This is a genomic window from Curtobacterium sp. VKM Ac-2852 (genome assembly GCF_013205045.1).
In the GTDB taxonomy this organism is placed as follows: Bacteria; Actinomycetota; Actinomycetes; order Actinomycetales; family Microbacteriaceae; genus Curtobacterium; species Curtobacterium flaccumfaciens.
In genome coordinates this window covers 208,670-223,971 of sequence record NZ_JABMLI010000001.1, presented here as the reverse complement: position 1 = coordinate 223,971, position 15,302 = coordinate 208,670, and the positions used below count along the sequence as shown (strand labels likewise).

Genomic DNA, 15,302 nt, shown 5'->3' with positions numbered 1-15,302 from the left:
GCGATGACGTCCACTGCGGAGCCGGTGACCGACGCGGAGCAGTCCGCGCCGGTCACCGGCGGGCGGGGCGCCGGCGGCCGGGGTGCCGGCGGTCCGGTTCAGGGGTCGTCGCGGGGATCCCGTCGGAGTGGGCGCGGCGCGGGTCGTCGGTCGCCGGTCGGGTCGCGGGCGCCGCTCGTCCTGCTGGCCCCGGCGGCACTGCTGCTCCTGGCCCTCGTCGTCTACCCGCTTGTCCGGCTCGTCGTCATCTCGTTCCAGGACTACGGGCTGCGGGCGATCTTCACCGGGCAGGCCGGGTTCACCGGGCTGACGAACTACACGGACGTCCTGACCGACGCCTCGTTCTGGCCGGTCATCCTGCGCACCGTGCTCGTGACGGGCGCGATGGTCCTGGGCACGATCGTCATCGGCATGGGGGTGGCGCAGCTGCTCACCCGCCTCGGGGTCGCGATGCGCACGATCGTCAGCGTCGTGCTCGTGCTGGCCTGGGCGATGCCGAACGTGGCCTCGAGCCTGGTCTGGCAGTGGCTCTTCCAGCCGTTCTACGGCGTGCTCAACTGGCTCATCACGCAGCTGCGGGTGTTCGGGGACCACACGCAGGACAACTGGGCGTCGCACCCGGGCCAGGCGTACACGATCGTGCTGACGCTCGTCATCTGGCAGGCGGTGTCGTTCGTGGCGCTGACGCTGTACGCCGCGCAGTCCCAGATCGCGCCGGAGTACTACGAGGCCGGTGCGCTCGACGGGGCCTCGGTGTGGACGATGTACCGCGCGATCACGCTGCCGGCACTCGCGCCGACGCTGCTGCTCGTGTCGATCCTGTCGGTGATCTGGGACTTCAACGTCTTCAACCAGATCTGGCTGCTCACCCGCGGCGGACCGGAGGAGGCCACGCTGACGCTCGGCATCTGGACCTTCGTGCAGTCGTTCGTGTCCAACGCCTACGGGCAGGGCGCGGCGATCGCCGTGATCTCGACCCTGATCCTCGGGGTGCTCACCAGCTACTACATCCGCCGGCTCGTCCGCAGCGGCGAGGAGGACCTGTGACCGTCTCGAGAACGGCGCCCCGTACGAGCGGGGCGTCCGCGCCGGGCCCCGTGCGGGTGCGCAAGCGCAAGCCGCGCGTCCTCGCGAACACCATCGCCGTGCTGTTCTGCCTGGTGTGGGTGTTCCCGATCTACTGGATGGTGAACACCGCCTTCAAGCCCGCCGACGAGGTCACCACGATGACCCCGATCTGGGCGCCGCTGCACCCGACGCTCGACAACTTCACGCGGGCGCTCACGCAGGAGGGCTTCCTGGTCTACCTGCGGAACTCCACGATCGTCGTGGTGGCGGCAGTACTGCTGTCGATCGTCGTCGGGTTCCTGGCATCGGCGGCACTGTCGCGGTTCCGGTTCCGGGGACGGCGGGCGATCCTGGTCGCGATCCTGTTCGTGCAGATGATCCCGTCGGGTGCACTGCTCATCCCACTGTTCCTGTCGTTCCAGACCCTCGGGCTGCTGAACAGCTACGTCGGGCTGATCCTGGCGTACGTGGCGAGCGTGCTGCCGTTCTCGATCTGGGTGATGCGCGGCTTCTTCGTGGCCGTCCCCGTCGAGATCGAGGAGGCGGCGAAGGTGGACGGCGCCGGCACCTTCCGGATCCTGTGGAGCGTGCTGTTCCCGCTCGTCATGCCCGGGGTCATCGCCACGAGCGTGTTCGCGTTCATCGCGGCGTGGAACGACTACCTGATCGCGTACGTGATGCTCAAGGACCAGGGGATGTACACGCTGCCGGTCTGGCTCGCCGGGTTTTCGACGAACAAGGGCACGGACTTCGGCGGGCTGATGGCGGCGAGCGTGCTGTTCTCGATCCCCGTCGTGGTGTTCTTCCTCATCGTGCAGCGCCGCCTGGTCAGCGGGATGACGGCGGGTGCCGTGAAGGGGTAGCACGTCGGGCGACCGACACCTTGCGTCGTGTCGCGAGGTCACAACACCCCGCGTGCATGCCTGCGAGCGGTCAAGAAGTGTCGGCTGGCGCCATTGCAGCCGACACTTCGTGACCCCTCGACCTTCGGCTCGCGACGTGTTGTGACCGCTGCAGCGCCCGGGCTGCACCTGTGGACGTGTTGGTTGTGTGACGGAACGGTTGCGTTCTTGTGGGTTTCGGACGTACAGTGCTCGAAACCCAACGGAACGAAGGAGTTCGGGCATGTACGCAACCGAGCGGCACACCGCCATCGCCGCCGAGCTGCAGTCCGCCGGCCGCGTGTCGGTCGCCGGTCTGGCCGAGCACTTCGACGTCACCACCGAGACCGTGCGCCGCGACCTCGACCTGCTCGAGACCGCCGGGGTCCTGCGCCGCGTGCACGGGGGAGCGGTCCCCGTCGGGCGCTCGAGCGTCGTCGAGCTCAGCGTCGCCGAGCGGGAGGGCCAGCACGGCTCCGCGAAGTCCGCGATCGCCCGGGCCGCGATGCGCCTGGTCCCGCCGACGTTCACCGGCTCGATCGCCCTCGACGCCGGCACCACCTGCGCCGCCGTCGCCTCCGAACTCGCCCGCTGGGAGCCCGAGGTCGCCGGCTCGACGATCACCGTCATCACGAACTCGGTGCCGATCGCCGCCACCCTGCAGCACAGCGAGCACCTCGAACTGCACCTGCTCGGCGGCCGCGTGCGCGGCGTCACGAGCGCCGCGGTCGGCACGGCCACCGTCGAGCAGATCGGTGCCCTGCGGCCCGACGTGGCGTTCATCGGCACGAACGGCCTGTCCGCCGGCTTCGGCCTGAGCACCCCGGACGAGTACGAGGCCGCGGTGAAGGGCGCCTACGTGCTCGCCGCCCGACGGGCCGTGGTGCTCGCCGACGCCGCCAAGCACGGCGTGGAGGCCCTGATGCGGTTCGCCCGCCTGGACGAGATCGACACGCTCGTCACCGACCAGCAGCCGCCCGCCGACCTGGCCGAGGCGCTCGCCGGCTCCGACGTCGAGGTCGTCGTCGCATGAACGTGCGCATCGTCACGGTCACCCCGAACCCGTCCCTCGACCGCACGATCGAGCTCGCCGGCGAACTGCAGCGCGGCGCGGTCCAGCGTGCGACCCGGTCCACCGCGGAACCCGGCGGCAAGGGCGTCAACGTCTCCCGCGTGGTCGTCGCGAGCGGCGGGGACACCGTCGCCGTCCTGCCCGGCGACGAGCTCGACCCGGTCCTGCTCGGCCTGGCCACGCGCGGCATCCCCACCGCAGCGCTGCCGATCGGGGCGCCGCTCCGGTCGAACGTCACCGTGACCGAGCCGACCGGCACCACGACGAAGCTCAACGAACCCGGCCCCTCGCTCGCCGGACGCCTCGACGACCTCGCCGCCCTGGTCGCCGACACCGCCGCTGCGACCGCCACCGGTCCCGCCGCCCGCTGGGTCGTGGTCGCCGGGTCGCTGCCGCCCGGCCTGCCCGACGACGCGCTCGCCGTGCTCGTCCGGGCCGTCCGTGCCCGCCACGGTGCGGACGTCCGGATCGCCGTCGACTCGTCCGGGGTGCCGTTCACCGCGCTGCTGCAGTCGGGGGAACGGATCGACCTGGTGAAGCCGAACGCCGAGGAACTCGCGGAGGTCGTCGGCGGCGACCCCGAGGAGTACGAGCGCGACCTCGACGCCGCGGTGGCCGGGGCCCAGCGGCTGCGGCGGAGGAACGTCGGCACGGTCCTGCTCACCCTGGGCAGCGCCGGTGCCGTGCTGGTCTCCGACGAGGGCGCGTTCGCCGCCGCCGCACCGAAGATCGTCGCCCGGTCGACGGTCGGCGCGGGGGACTCCTCGCTCGCCGGCTACCTGCTCGCCGAGGTCGCGGGAGCGTCGCCCGAGCAGCGTCTCGCGCAGGCCGTCGCCACCGGTGCCGCGGCCGCAGCCCTGCCCGGCAGCGACGTGCCGGCACTCGACCACACCGACCCGACGGCGGTCTCCGTCCGGGTGCTCGAAACGCACCCGGCCCCCGAACCCGCCTGATCCCCTCCCCACCCGATCACCCCACGAACACCTGCACCACCGCGCGATCAGCGCCATTGCGAAGGAGCAAGCACATGTCCGCAGACTCGAGTCCGCGCCTCATCAGCGCACAGCTCGTCGGCCTCGACGAGGACCTCGGCGCTACGTCGACCGACGTGATCCGGGTGCTCGCCGACCGCGTCGCCGCGACCGGCCGCGCCGCCGACGGCACCACGCTCGCCGACGACGCCATCAAGCGCGAGGCGAGCGTCGGCACGGGCGTCCCCGGTGGCATCGCCATCCCGCACGCCCGTTCGGCGTCGGTGTCCGAGCCGACGCTGGCGTTCTCGCGCCTGGCCCGGAAGGTGCCCTTCGGTGCTCCGGACGGCGACGCCGACATCGTCTTCATGATCGCCGTGCCCGAGGGGGCGGACAAGGACCACCTGACGGTCCTCTCGACCCTGGCCCGCGCGCTCATCCGTGACGACTTCACGGCCGCGCTGCGCGCCGCGACCACGGCCGACGAGATCGTCCGGTTGGTCGACGACGAGGTGAGTGGCGAAGTTGCCGAGGCGGGCGTCGGGAAGGCGAGCAGTGCCTCCGAACCGGCCACCGCGCCGGAGGCGGGCCGCAAGGTCTTCGTCGGCGTCACCGCCTGCCCGACCGGGATCGCGCACACCTACATGGCGGCCGACGCCCTCGTCGCCGCAGCCCAGCGCGCCGGTGCCGAGATGCACATCGAGACGCAGGGGTCCTCGCAGGTCGAACCCCTCGACCCGGCGCTCATCGCCCGGGCCGACGCCGTGGTGTTCGCGGTCGACGTCGACGTCCGCGACCGCGGTCGGTTCGCCGGCAAGCCGCTGGTGTCCGGACCCGTGAAGCGCGGTGTCGACGAGCCCGACAAGATGATCGCCGAGGCCATTCGAGCCTCGGAGGACCCGCACGCCGCACGTGTGCAGGGTGGTGCCGCCGTCGAGGGCGAGTCCACCGCCAAGAACGAGCACTTCGGCCAGTCGCTCAAGCGCTGGCTGCTCACGGGCGTCAGCTACATGATCCCGTTCGTCGCCGGCGGCGGGCTCCTCATCGCGCTCGGCTTCCTGCTCTCCGGGTACGGCATCGCGCTGACCCACGGTGACTCGGGCCAGAACAACGCCGTCTTCACGCTCACCAACTACACCCTGCTGAACCTGCCGCCGGAGGGCCTCGGCTACTACCTCGGCGCCGCCGCGTTCCAGATCGGGTCCGTGTCGCTCGGGTTCCTGGTCGCCGCACTCGCCGGGTACATCGCCTACGCCATCGCCGATCGTCCGGGCATCGCACCGGGCTTCGTGGCCGGGTCCATCGCCGTGTTCATGAACGCCGGGTTCCTCGGTGGTCTGGTCGGCGGTCTCATCGCCGGTGCCGCCGCGTACTGGATCGGGCGCATCCCGACCTGGCGCTGGCTGCGCGGCCTGATGCCGGTCGTGATCATCCCGCTGTTCGCGTCGATCATCGCCTCGGGCCTGATGCTCCTGGTGCTCGGTGGCCCGATCGCCTGGGTCATGACCGAGCTCACCGCGTTCCTCAACTCGCTGTCGGGTGCCTCGGCCGTGCTGCTCGGGATCATCCTCGGCCTGATGATGGCGTTCGACCTCGGTGGTCCGGTCAACAAGGTGGCGTACGCGTTCGCCGTCGCCGGGCTCGGTGCCGGGACCGCCACGAACGTGGTGCCGTTCGAGATCATGGCCGCCGTCATGGCGGCCGGCATGGTGCCGCCGCTCGCACTCGCACTCGCCTCGACCGTGCTCTACCGCAAGGGCTTCACGAAGCCGGAGCGCGAGAACGGCAAGGCCGCGTGGCTGCTCGGTGCGTCCTTCATCTCCGAGGGTGCGATCCCGTTCGCCGCTGCCGACCCGCTGCGCGTCATCCCGGCGTCGATGGTCGGTGCCGCGATCACGGGTGCGATCTCGATGGCTGCCGGCGTGACCTCGCGAGCGCCGCACGGCGGGATCTTCGTCTTCTTCGCGATCGGTGACGTCCTGATGTTCGTCGTCGCGATCCTGGCGGGGACCGTGGTGTCCGCGCTGGTGCTCGTCGCCCTGAAGAAGTGGGTCCGTCGTCGGCCCGTCGACGAAGCCGCTGCGGCCAGTGAAGCTGCCGTGGCCGGCGAGACGGTGGGCCAGCGCGCACCGGTCGCCGCGTAGTCGACGCGACCCCGGGGAAGACGGGAGGCCCGGTGCCAGCTGGCACCGGGCCTCCCGTCCGTCGTGTGGTCGTGTCGCGACCGCTCGACGCGCGCTACTCGGCGATGTTCGCCGTGACCGCGTCGATGTACGCCGCACGCTCCTCGCGCGAGTGCGGGCGACCCGGCACACCCGGTCGCTGCTCCCACGGGAACGGCCCGGCCTCGTGCCGGTACTCGATGCCCATGGCCTCGAGCCGGGCGGTGTGCTCGGCCAGGCGTCCGCGGAACTCGGCGAGGTCGCGTGGCCCGGTGACGTCCGCCGACCACAGTGCCTCGGCGAGGGCGGCGACGCGGGGGAAGAGCTGGTAGTCGAGCCGACGGGCGGAGTCGACGTGCTCCGTCCACATGTTGCCCTGGCCGCCGATGACGTGGGCGCGCTCGGCGTCTGTGAGTCCGGACGGCACCGGGTCGAAGGCGAAGACGTCGTCGACGGTGAGCACGATCGAGACCGGGATCGGCTCGGTCGGCAGGTCGCTCTGGCGGTAGTCGAGGTACACCTGGTCGTCCGGCGACGAGATGACGTCGTGCCCGCGGCGGGCGGCGGTGCGTGCGCCGGTCAGCCCACGCCAGGAGACCACGGTCGCCGAGGGGTCGAGCGTGCCGCCCTCGAGGATCTCGTCCCACCCGAACGCACGCCGGCCGTGCGACTCGACGTGCGCGGCGAGCTGCCCGATGATCCAGGCCTGCAGCTGTTCCTCGTCCTGCAGCCCGAGCTCGCGGATGCGCTCCTGGGTGCGCGGGTCGGTCTCCCACTGCGCCTTCGGGCACTCGTCGCCGCCGATGCCGATGTAGCCGGAGGGGAAGAGCGCGATGACCTCGTCGAGGACGTCCTTGAAGAAGTCGATCGTGGCGTCCTCGGCGTTCAGGACATCGTCGGCGATGCCCCACTCCGTCCACACCTCGACCGGCTCACCCGTGACGCCGAGCGACGGGTAGGCCGCCAGCGCCGCACGGACGTGCCCGGGGGCCTCGATCTCGGGGACGACGGTGACGAACCGGTCGGCCGCGTACGCCACGATCTCGCGGATGTCGTCCTGCGTGTAGTACCCGCCGTGCGGGCGGCCGTCGAACCCGGCGACGACGAGTGTGCCGTCCGGCCCGGGGACGTGCGCGCCTACCTGGGACTCCCGACGCCAGGAGCCGACCTCGGTCAGGCGTGGGTACTTCCGGATCTCGACGCGCCACCCCTGGTCCTCGGTGAGGTGGAAGTGCAGGCGGTTGATCCGGTGCGCGGCGAGCTGGTCGACGACCCGCATGACCTCGTGCTTCGTGCGGAAGTGGCGGGCGACGTCGAGCATCACGCCGCGCCAGGCAAAGGCCGGGGCGTCCTCGACGACCACGGCGGGGACGGACCACGGGCCGGTCGCGACCCGGCCACTGCGGTACACGTCCGGGGGCAGCAGCTGCAGCAGGGCCTGCACGCCGTAGAAGACCCCGGCGGGCGAACCGCCGACGACGTCGATGCCGTCGGGCGTCACCGTGAGGCGGAACGACTCCGCCCGGTCGCCCTCCGGCGTCGTCGGGCCCGTGGGCAGGGACGGGTCGTCGGCGACGCGCAGTGCGATCGTGCCGGCCCCCGGTGCCGTGTCGTCGAGGGCGTCCCGCACCGGCAGCCCGGTCGATCCCCGCAGGGTCTGCTGCAGGTACAGTCGGACGGACTCGCTCGCCGGGTCGGCGGCGATCCGGGTCGACGGGGTGATCTCGAAGGCCCCGACACCGGGAGCGGTGCGGCGCGGTCGTGGGACGAGCATGTCGGAGCCACCATTCCTCAATGATCTTTCGTAATGTGAAGGCTATGACCGTGGAGCAGACCGTGTCAACGACCCCGAGCGTCGCGGGCTCGACCCCCGGTGTCGTGGGGACGACCCCCGGCGTCCTGCGGCAGATGAACTCGCGGGCCATCCTCGACGAGCTCCTGCGCGACGACGTCTCCCGCACGGTCACCGAGCTCGGCCGCACGGTCGGACTCTCCCGCCCCACGGTCGAGGCCGCGCTCGCCGACCTGGTCGACCAGGGCTGGGTGACCGAGGCGGAGGCGATCGCGACCCCGAACAAGGCCGGTCGTCGCGCCAAGCGCTTCGCCGCGGACGCGTCGGCCGGCTCCGTGCTCGGCGTGGACCTCGGCCTGCACGGCATCGTCGGCGTGCGGGCGGACCTGCGCGGCGTCACGCTCGCCCGCGTCGAGGAGCGCTACACCGACCTCGCCGACGCCGAACAGGCCTGGTCGAGCGTGCAGGACGTGGTCCGTCGGCTGACGTCGCCCGTCGGCGGCGCGGTCGGCGGCCCCGCCGGTGGTGCGCCGGTGCTCGGTGCCACGTTCGGCGTCCCGGCGGTCGTCGACCGCGACGGGGCGATCGACTACACGGTCGCGGTGCCGGAGTGGGTCGAGCGACGGGTGCCCGGCCGGATCCAGGACCTCTTCCCCGGGGTCGCCACCTTCTTCGACAACGACGCCAAGCTGGCCGCCACGGCCGAGGCCCGGTGGGGGTGGTTCCACGGCGTCCGGGACGGCCTGTACCTGGTCATGGGGCGGCAGATCGGTGCCGCCCTGGTGGTCGACGGGTCGTTGGCGCGCGGTGCGCGCGGTGCCGCCGGTGAGATGGGCGGCATCGCCTCGACCGGCTGGCCCGCCGCACCCGCCCGCCTGGAGGCCCGGATCCCGTCCGACACGGACCTCGAGTCCGTCTTCGCCGCGGCCGCCCAGGGCTCGGTGTCGGCCGTCGAGACCGTCCGTGCGTTCGCGGCCGACGTGGCGCCCGGTGTCGTGCAGCTCGTGACGACGATCGACCCCGAGGTCGTCGTCGTCGGTGGCGAGGTCCTGCCGGCGGCGGAGGTGTTCTGCGCCGCGCTCGACGAGATCGTCACGCCGCAGCTCCGGCACCCGGTGGCGTTCACCCCGTCGACCGTCGGGCGGGACGCCGTGGCGCGGGGTGCGCTCGCCCGGTCGCTCGCGCACGTCCGATCCGTCCACATGGGACTCGGCTGACACCCAGGGAGCGCGCCGGGTCCTGACAGGGCGTTCAGGGATGCTTGGGGCATGACGACTGCCGTGACCGCCCGTGCCATGACCGTCGCCAGTGGCGACTCCACCGCTCCGTCGGACCTCGGGGGACTCTCCGGCCTGGTGCTCCAGCTGATCGACGCCCTGGGGGAGTGGGGCGTCGGGCTGATGCTCTTCGTCGAGACGGTGTTCCCGCCCATCCCGTCCGAGGTCATCCTGCCGCTGGCCGGGTTCCTCGCGGGCGCCGGCCAGATGAACCTCGTGCTGGTCCTGGTGCTGGCGACGATCGGCTCGTACCTCGGGGCGCTGGTGCTGTACTGGCTCGGCGCGAAGATCGGGTTCGAACGCACCACGCGGTGGTTCGGCAAGCTGCCCCTCGTCGACGAGGACGACTTCCGCAAGGCAGCCGGCTGGTTCCACCGGCACGGCAAGAGCGCGGTCTTCTTCGGCCGGTTCGTCCCGATCGTCCGCAGCCTCATCTCGTTGCCGGCCGGCGCCGACCGCATGCACCTCGGCACGTTCTCGGTGTTCACGATCATCGCGAGCGGCATCTGGAACAGCGCGCTCGTGCTGCTCGGTGCCGCGTTCGGGTCGCAGTACGACCAGGTCGAGGCCTACACCGAGTGGATCGACCGCGTGCTCTACGTCGCGATCGCTGCGGTCGTGGTGACCTTCGTCGTGCGCCGGATCCGCCGTGTGCGCGCCGAGCGGCGCACGGGCGGCTCCGACGACCACGACGACGCCGCCGGCAGCCCTGCCGTGGGCGGCGCCCGAGGTCGTCGTCGCGCCGAGCCCGCCCGCGACTGAGCCTCAGGCCTTCGTCAGCGCCGACTCCTTGTGGGCGGCCTGCTTGCCGCTCTTCTCCGACTCGACGATCCAGTACGGGTCGTCGTCGGTCGGCGTGAAGTGCTGCCCGTCGAACTCGAAGTCGCTCGTCCGCTTGCGCACGAGCGTGCCGGTCGTCCTGCCCTGCGAGGTGTTCCAGTGCACCTCGTCACCCTTCGACAACGCCATGCTGTCCTCCTTGCGCGATTCCTCGTCCTGGTGGAGGTCGGACTGTACCCCGTCGATCCCCGGAAACCCGGGGGAGTACGGCGATCACGATGTCGTAACGGCCATGCGGATCGAGAGTCGGACGCGTACCGTTTCCCTTGAGTCCACACGTCGGCAGCGGCCGCGGAACCACGGGCTCCGGACGGGACGACGGACACCATGACCCTGCTGGACAGCGCGCGGGCGGACACCGTCCTCTCTGCGCGGTACCGGCTCGTGAAGCTCATCGGCACCGGCGGCATGGGATCCGTCTACGAAGCCCGTGACGAGCACACGTACCGGGCCGTGGCCGTGAAGCTCTTCGCGACCCCGGACAAGATGACCACCGCCGACCGCGTCCGCCAGGAGCGCGAGATCCGGCTGCTCAGCATGCTCTCCCACCCGGGACTCATCCCGCTGTACGACGCCGGCACCCACGAGTTCGAGGACGGCCCGCACCGGTTCATCGTGATGGAGCTCATCGCCGACACGACGCTGCTCCGCCGCCTGTCCGAGGGCGCCCTGCACAACTACGAGGTGGCCGACCTCGGTGCGCAGCTCGCCGATGCCCTGGCCTACGTGCACTCCCGCGGCATCGTGCACCGCGACGTGAAGCCCGCCAACATCCTGATCAGCGACGAGGGCTCGTCCGGGTTCGCCCGCACGGTCAAGCTCACCGACTTCGGCGTCGCCCACTTCGTCGACGGCTCCCGCCTGACGAACGACGGCACGGTCATCGGCACCGCCGCCTACCTCAGCCCGGAGCAGGTGGCCGGCGAACCGATCAGCTTCGCCACCGACGTGTACTCGCTCGGGCTCGTCCTGCTCGAGGCGCTGACCGGCAAGCAGGAGTACTCGGGCACCCTGATCGAGGCCGCACTCGCCCGGCTCCGTCGCGATCCCGAGATCCCGGACGACGTCGCCGACGAGTGGCGCGAGCTGCTCAGCCGGATGACCGCCCGCGACCCGGAGCGCCGGCCCACGGCGGTCGCCATCGCCAACGCGCTGCGCGGCGGGTCCACCCAGATCACCGGCCCGGTGCCGCTCGGCCCGGAACGCGTGAAGCACCAGCGCGACCACCGCATGCACCGCGCCGCGCACCGGCACGCCAAGCGCGGCACGTTCTCCGCGGTGCGTCGCTGGCGTCGGCGGAACGTCCTGGTCGGGTCCTTCGCGGCCTTCGGCGTCACCGCGGCCTGCGTGGCCGCCTACGTCGCGGGTGCCCTGCACTGACCCGCTCGGCGGCTCCGTGCTCCGAGCACCGGAACGCCCTGGCAGGATGGACAGCATGACCGACCAGCGCTGGATCAAGATCTGTGGCCTGTCGACGCCCGACACCGTGGACGCCGCCATCGACGCGGGTGCCGACGCCGTCGGGTTCGTCTTCGCGGCGGGCAGTCCCCGGACCGTCACTGCCGACCTGGCGAAGGAACTGGTCGAGCGGGTGCCGGACGGCATCGACGCCGTCGGGGTCTTCCGCGACCAGAAGATCGACGAGATCGTGGGCATCGCCTCCGAGGTCGGGCTCACCACGCTGCAGCTGCACGGTGGTGAGTCGGCGTCCGACTTCGCCCGCGCGCGCGATGCCGGCTTCTTCACCATCCGCGCCATCGCGGCCGAGGACTACCTGCGCGAGACGCCCGAACAGCGCGCCGCGTTCGACCACGACCTGCTGCTGCTCGATGCCGCCGTGCCCGGCAGCGGTCGGCTCGTCGACCCGGCCACGATCGACGGCGTGGACGAGGCCTGGATCCTCGCCGGCGGGCTGACCCCGGCCAACGTGGTCGCCGCGGTCGAGGCGCTCGACCCCGACGGCGTCGACGTGTCGAGCGGCGTCGAGTCCGAGCGCGGCGTCAAGGACCCCGCGAAGATCCGTGCGTTCGTCGAGGCCGTCCGCAGCCTGGGCTGAGTGCCCGGCTGCATCGGTCGCGTTCGCGGCTCTGTGCGCGACCGCGGACGGACAGGAGGCGCGGTGCGGGCCCGCCACGGGCCTCCCGTCCGCCGCACGCTCAGCGCAGGGTGGGGATGAGCTCCGTCAGGAACGCGTCGGTGTCCTCCCAGCCCTCGACCGCGTGGCAGGGGACGCCGAGCGCCTTGACCGGGTAGTCGTTGCCCTCGGGGTCGAGCCGGTCGCCGACGAAGAGCATGTCGTCGAGCGCGATGCCGGTGATCTCGGCCAGACGCTGCATGCCGTAGGCCTTGTCGATGCCCTTGCGGGTGATGTCGATGCTCGTGGAGCCGCCCGAGCGGACCTCGAGGTCGGGCAGGTCCTGCTGCACCAGACGGCGCAGGTGGTCCTTCTTCTCGCCGGTCGGGTCCCACTGCTTCTTGACGTCCACCGGGGCCGACTGGCCGAGGGCGGAGAACGTGATCTGCGACCCGCGGTCCTCGAGGATGGCGCCCCAGGTCTCGGACTCCCAGTACCCGGCTTCCTTCGCACGGGCCTCGACCGCGGCGAGGGCGCGGTCCTTCTGCTCGTCGGTGAGGTCCTCGGCGTACTGCAGTGCCCAGTCCTGGTCCTCCCAGCGGTAGTACCGGGTGCCGCAGGTCGGCAGGAGGTGCAGGGCGTCGAGCGTCAGGCTGTCGCGCTGCCGGAGCGGGGTGACCAGCTGCTGCTCGAACTGGGTGAAGTTGCCGCCGGAGATGACCGCGACCGGCACGACCTCGAGCAGGGACGCGAAGGTCTCGAGCATGCGGGGGTCGAGGGAGGACTTCGACGGGGCGAGCGTGTCGTCCAGGTCGAAGGCGACGAGGCGGGGCGTGGTCATGCCACCGATCCTGCCAGAGCCCGCCGACCACCCGCAGGGTGCGACCACCCGGGTGCCCGGGTGCTGCGCGATGTCTGCGGGGTCACGCGCGGTGCGTGGCGGGGACCCGGTCGCGGGCGTAGGTGATGTCCGTGTAGCCGTGCGGTGCGGGGTTGCCGTCCTCGTCGAGGTTCACGAAGACGACCTCGTCGATCGTCAGGATGCTGCGGTGCGTGAAGAGGTTGCGCGCCTCGGCCCGCATGGTCAGCGACGTCCGGCCGAACCGGGTGGCGACGAGGCCGATCTCGACGATGTCTCCCTCCTTGGCCGAGGACAGGAAGTTGATCTCCGACATGTACTTCGTGACGACCTTGCCGTTGCCGAGCTGGATGATCGCGTAGACCGCGGCTTCCTCGTCGATCCAGCGGAGCAGGCTGCCGCCGAACAGGGTGCCGTTGGCGTTGAGGTCCTCGGGTCGCACCCACTTCCGGGTGTAGAAGTTCATCTCCGGCGGGGCGTCGTCCTGGTGCTGATCCATGTCACGTCATGGTACGCCGACGGCCGCGCCCCCGCAGGGACGCGGCCGTCGTGGCGATCGCGGGCGGCGGTGCCGCCGGTGCTCACTCCTTGACGAGGACGACCTCGTCGAGGGGGATGCGGGTGCGCGGGGCGACCTCGCGCTCGGCCGCCTTGTCGTCGAGCTGCGACGGGTGCGCGACGGTACCGACGGCCGTGACCGTGTACGGCAGGAACCGCTCGGGCAGGTCGAACGCGGCGCGGAGCCCGGCGGCGTCGATGCCCGCCATCTGGTGCACGTGCAGCCCCTCGGCGTGCGCCTGCACGGTCAGGGCGGCGAGCGACTGGCCGAGGTCGTACTGCGCGAAGGGGCGCTCCTCGCCGTCCGCGGTCACGGTCTCGAGCACGCCGACGACGAGGGCGCTGGCGCGGAACGCCCAGGCGGCGTTGAACCCGAGCAGGTTCTCGTTGATCTTCCGGAAGGTCTCGGTGCCACGGCGGCCGGCGATGAAGCGGCGGGGCTGGAAGTTCATGGCCGAGGGGGCCCAGCGAGCGGCCTCGAGGACGGCGTCGAGCTGGTCGTCCGAGATCGTCGCGGTCTCGTCGTAGGAGCGGGGGCTCCAGCGCTCCTCGAGCAGCGGCACGAGCGGCTGGCTGGAGTCGGTGGACCGGGTGAGGGTGTCGGCGTTCGTCGAGGTCATGATGCGCTCAACGGTATTCGATGCGTACGCATTTCCGACCTGAGTGACGTCACATCACCGCCGGCAGGTGCCAGGATGGACGGGATGGGTGGCGTGTTGACCGGCTTCGCGATCATCGGCGCGATCATCGCCGGTGGGTACGTCGTCGGACGCATCGGCCTGCTGGGCCCGCACGCGCAGTTCGTGATGAGTCGGCTCGCGTTCTTCGTGCTGATGCCGTGCCTGCTGTTCCACACCATCGCGACCGCCGACATCGCGTCGCTGCTGTCGTCGATGCTCTGGGTCTCGCTGCTGAGTGCCGCCGTGGTCGCCCTCGGCGCCGCCGCCGTGTTCCGCCTCGTGCTGCGCCGCTCCGTCACCACGACCACCGTCGGCGCGCTGGCTTCCAGCTACGTCAACGCGAACAACATCGGACTGCCGGTGGCCGTGTACGTGCTCGGCCAGGCGACCGCGGTCGTGCCCGTGATCCTGCTGCAGCTCGTCGTGATGGCCCCGATCGCGCTGACGATCCTCGACGCTGCGACCGCGGGAGCCGGCGGCTGGGGACGACGGATCGCGGGGCCGTTCCGGAACCCGATCATCATCGCCTCGCTCATCGGGCTCGTGTGCTCGGCGACGGGGATCACGCTGCCCGACCCGGTGCTCGAGCCGTTCTCGCTCGTCGGCGCGGCCGCGGTGCCCGTCGTGCTGCTGTCGTTCGGGATGAGCCTGCACGGTGCGACCCCGCTGCGGGACCCGGCGATCCGCACCGACGTCATCGTCGCGTCGTCGATCAAGCTCGTGGTGATGCCCGCCGTGGCGTTCGTGTTCGCCCGCTTCGTGTTCGGGCTCGGCGACCAGGAGGTCTTCGTGCTCACCACCCTCGGCGCCCTGCCGGCGGCGCAGAACGTCTTCAACTACGCGCAGCGGTACGGGGCAGCGGTCCCGATGGCGCGCGACGTCGTGCTCATCTCGACGCTCGGCTCGGTGCCCGTGCTCGTCGCGATCGCCGCCCTGCTGCACCCGTAGCGCGCCGTGGTCGCGCGACGCGGCGGACGGGAGGCCCGTGGCGGGGCCGCACCGGGCCTCCCGTCCGGCCGTGGTGGCGACCACCGCGGATGGTGAGCAGCAGAGGTCGGGTCGCATCCG

General features: G+C 71.6%; 15 protein-coding genes. 10 read left to right on the top strand and 5 right to left on the bottom strand.

The window, feature by feature from the left end:
* Window positions 1-3 precede the first annotated feature (3 nt).
* The 5 genes from HQQ79_RS18355 to HQQ79_RS01060 all read left to right on the top strand — a co-directional run bounded on the left by HQQ79_RS18355 (window position 4) and on the right by HQQ79_RS01060 (window position 6,136).
* The gene (locus tag HQQ79_RS18355) at window positions 4-1,047 is read left to right on the top strand and encodes a carbohydrate ABC transporter permease (RefSeq protein WP_216852140.1); all 1,044 of its coding nucleotides are present in this window, start codon (window positions 4-6) and stop codon (window positions 1,045-1,047) included.
* Window positions 1,044-1,931 carry a carbohydrate ABC transporter permease gene (locus HQQ79_RS01075; protein WP_254791572.1) on the top strand — a complete coding sequence of 296 codons (888 nt, stop codon included), beginning with the start codon at window positions 1,044-1,046 and terminating at the stop codon, window positions 1,929-1,931. Before HQQ79_RS18355 ends, HQQ79_RS01075 begins: the two co-directional genes overlap by 4 nt.
* 262 nt (window positions 1,932-2,193) lie before the next feature.
* Entirely contained in the window at window positions 2,194-2,982 is a 789-nt protein-coding gene (locus HQQ79_RS01070) for a DeoR/GlpR family DNA-binding transcription regulator (protein ID WP_027464875.1), read from the top strand.
* Entirely contained in the window at window positions 2,979-3,974 is a 996-nt protein-coding gene (locus HQQ79_RS01065) for a 1-phosphofructokinase family hexose kinase (protein WP_027464874.1), read from the top strand. The genes HQQ79_RS01070 and HQQ79_RS01065 overlap by 4 nt, the downstream gene beginning before the upstream one ends.
* Before the next feature lie 74 nt (window positions 3,975-4,048).
* Window positions 4,049-6,136 (top strand): fructose-specific PTS transporter subunit EIIC, encoded by a 2,088-nt coding sequence (locus tag HQQ79_RS01060; RefSeq protein ID WP_173032214.1) that lies wholly within the window; start codon window positions 4,049-4,051, stop codon window positions 6,134-6,136.
* A gap of 94 nt (window positions 6,137-6,230) precedes the next feature.
* Here HQQ79_RS01060 and HQQ79_RS01055 read toward each other — a convergent pair whose 3' ends face one another.
* Window positions 6,231-7,928 (bottom strand): beta-N-acetylhexosaminidase, encoded by a 1,698-nt coding sequence (locus HQQ79_RS01055; protein WP_173032213.1) that lies wholly within the window; start codon window positions 7,926-7,928, stop codon window positions 6,231-6,233.
* Between the two features lie 50 nt (window positions 7,929-7,978).
* Here HQQ79_RS01055 and HQQ79_RS01050 point away from each other — a divergent pair, with 50 nt between their 5' ends.
* On the top strand, window positions 7,979-9,163 hold the full coding sequence (locus tag HQQ79_RS01050; protein WP_173032212.1) for an ROK family transcriptional regulator: 1,185 nt from the start codon (window positions 7,979-7,981) through the stop codon (window positions 9,161-9,163).
* Window positions 9,164-9,214: 51 nt separating this feature from the next.
* On the top strand, window positions 9,215-9,985 hold the full coding sequence (locus HQQ79_RS01045; RefSeq protein WP_250895959.1) for a DedA family protein: 771 nt from the start codon (window positions 9,215-9,217) through the stop codon (window positions 9,983-9,985).
* Window positions 9,986-9,988: 3 nt separating this feature from the next.
* Here HQQ79_RS01045 and HQQ79_RS01040 read toward each other — a convergent pair whose 3' ends face one another.
* Complete coding sequence (locus HQQ79_RS01040) at window positions 9,989-10,192, bottom strand: DUF2945 domain-containing protein (protein ID WP_071404335.1); 204 nt, start codon at window positions 10,190-10,192, stop codon at window positions 9,989-9,991.
* Between the two features lie 198 nt (window positions 10,193-10,390).
* On the opposite strand from HQQ79_RS01040, the gene HQQ79_RS01035 reads away from it, so the two are divergent.
* Both HQQ79_RS01035 and HQQ79_RS01030 read left to right on the top strand, forming a co-directional pair.
* The gene (locus HQQ79_RS01035; RefSeq protein ID WP_071246475.1) at window positions 10,391-11,443 is read left to right on the top strand and encodes a serine/threonine-protein kinase; all 1,053 of its coding nucleotides are present in this window, start codon (window positions 10,391-10,393) and stop codon (window positions 11,441-11,443) included.
* Window positions 11,444-11,498: 55 nt separating this feature from the next.
* Window positions 11,499-12,119 (top strand): phosphoribosylanthranilate isomerase, encoded by a 621-nt coding sequence (locus HQQ79_RS01030; protein ID WP_027464868.1) that lies wholly within the window; start codon window positions 11,499-11,501, stop codon window positions 12,117-12,119.
* 100 nt (window positions 12,120-12,219) lie between these two features.
* Here the strand turns inward: HQQ79_RS01030 and HQQ79_RS01025 are convergent, their stop codons facing one another.
* The 3 genes from HQQ79_RS01025 to HQQ79_RS01015 form a co-directional block, all read right to left on the bottom strand.
* Entirely contained in the window at window positions 12,220-12,978 is a 759-nt protein-coding gene (locus tag HQQ79_RS01025) for an HAD-IIB family hydrolase (RefSeq protein ID WP_173032211.1), read from the bottom strand.
* Between the two features lie 82 nt (window positions 12,979-13,060).
* Window positions 13,061-13,495, bottom strand: coding sequence for an acyl-CoA thioesterase (locus tag HQQ79_RS01020; RefSeq protein ID WP_017886352.1), 435 nt, complete (start codon window positions 13,493-13,495; stop codon window positions 13,061-13,063).
* A gap of 82 nt (window positions 13,496-13,577) precedes the next feature.
* A complete protein-coding gene (locus HQQ79_RS01015) occupies window positions 13,578-14,174 on the bottom strand; it encodes a nitroreductase family protein (protein ID WP_027464865.1) in 597 nt (198 codons plus the stop codon).
* Window positions 14,175-14,258: 84 nt separating this feature from the next.
* Here HQQ79_RS01015 and HQQ79_RS01010 point away from each other — a divergent pair, with 84 nt between their 5' ends.
* Entirely contained in the window at window positions 14,259-15,182 is a 924-nt protein-coding gene (locus tag HQQ79_RS01010) for an AEC family transporter (RefSeq protein ID WP_173032210.1), read from the top strand.
* Window positions 15,183-15,302: the final 120 nt, after the last annotated feature.

What these genes read in the sequence shown, in the direction of transcription:
- HQQ79_RS18355 (WP_216852140.1), top strand. Translation starts at nt 4, where the DNA reads ATGACGTCCACTGCGGAGCCGGTGACCGACGCGGAGCAGTCCGCGCCG.
- HQQ79_RS01070 (WP_027464875.1), top strand. Translation starts at nt 2,194, where the DNA reads ATGTACGCAACCGAGCGGCACACCGCCATCGCCGCCGAGCTGCAGTCC.
- HQQ79_RS01065 (WP_027464874.1), top strand. Translation starts at nt 2,979, where the DNA reads ATGAACGTGCGCATCGTCACGGTCACCCCGAACCCGTCCCTCGACCGC.
- HQQ79_RS01060 (WP_173032214.1), top strand. Translation starts at nt 4,049, where the DNA reads ATGTCCGCAGACTCGAGTCCGCGCCTCATCAGCGCACAGCTCGTCGGC.
- HQQ79_RS01055 (WP_173032213.1), bottom strand. Translation starts at nt 7,928, where the DNA reads ATGCTCGTCCCACGACCGCGCCGCACCGCTCCCGGTGTCGGGGCCTTC.
- HQQ79_RS01045 (WP_250895959.1), top strand. Translation starts at nt 9,215, where the DNA reads ATGACGACTGCCGTGACCGCCCGTGCCATGACCGTCGCCAGTGGCGAC.
- HQQ79_RS01040 (WP_071404335.1), bottom strand. Translation starts at nt 10,192, where the DNA reads ATGGCGTTGTCGAAGGGTGACGAGGTGCACTGGAACACCTCGCAGGGC.
- HQQ79_RS01035 (WP_071246475.1), top strand. Translation starts at nt 10,391, where the DNA reads ATGACCCTGCTGGACAGCGCGCGGGCGGACACCGTCCTCTCTGCGCGG.
- HQQ79_RS01030 (WP_027464868.1), top strand. Translation starts at nt 11,499, where the DNA reads ATGACCGACCAGCGCTGGATCAAGATCTGTGGCCTGTCGACGCCCGAC.
- HQQ79_RS01025 (WP_173032211.1), bottom strand. Translation starts at nt 12,978, where the DNA reads ATGACCACGCCCCGCCTCGTCGCCTTCGACCTGGACGACACGCTCGCC.
- HQQ79_RS01020 (WP_017886352.1), bottom strand. Translation starts at nt 13,495, where the DNA reads ATGGATCAGCACCAGGACGACGCCCCGCCGGAGATGAACTTCTACACC.
- HQQ79_RS01015 (WP_027464865.1), bottom strand. Translation starts at nt 14,174, where the DNA reads ATGACCTCGACGAACGCCGACACCCTCACCCGGTCCACCGACTCCAGC.
- HQQ79_RS01010 (WP_173032210.1), top strand. Translation starts at nt 14,259, where the DNA reads ATGGGTGGCGTGTTGACCGGCTTCGCGATCATCGGCGCGATCATCGCC.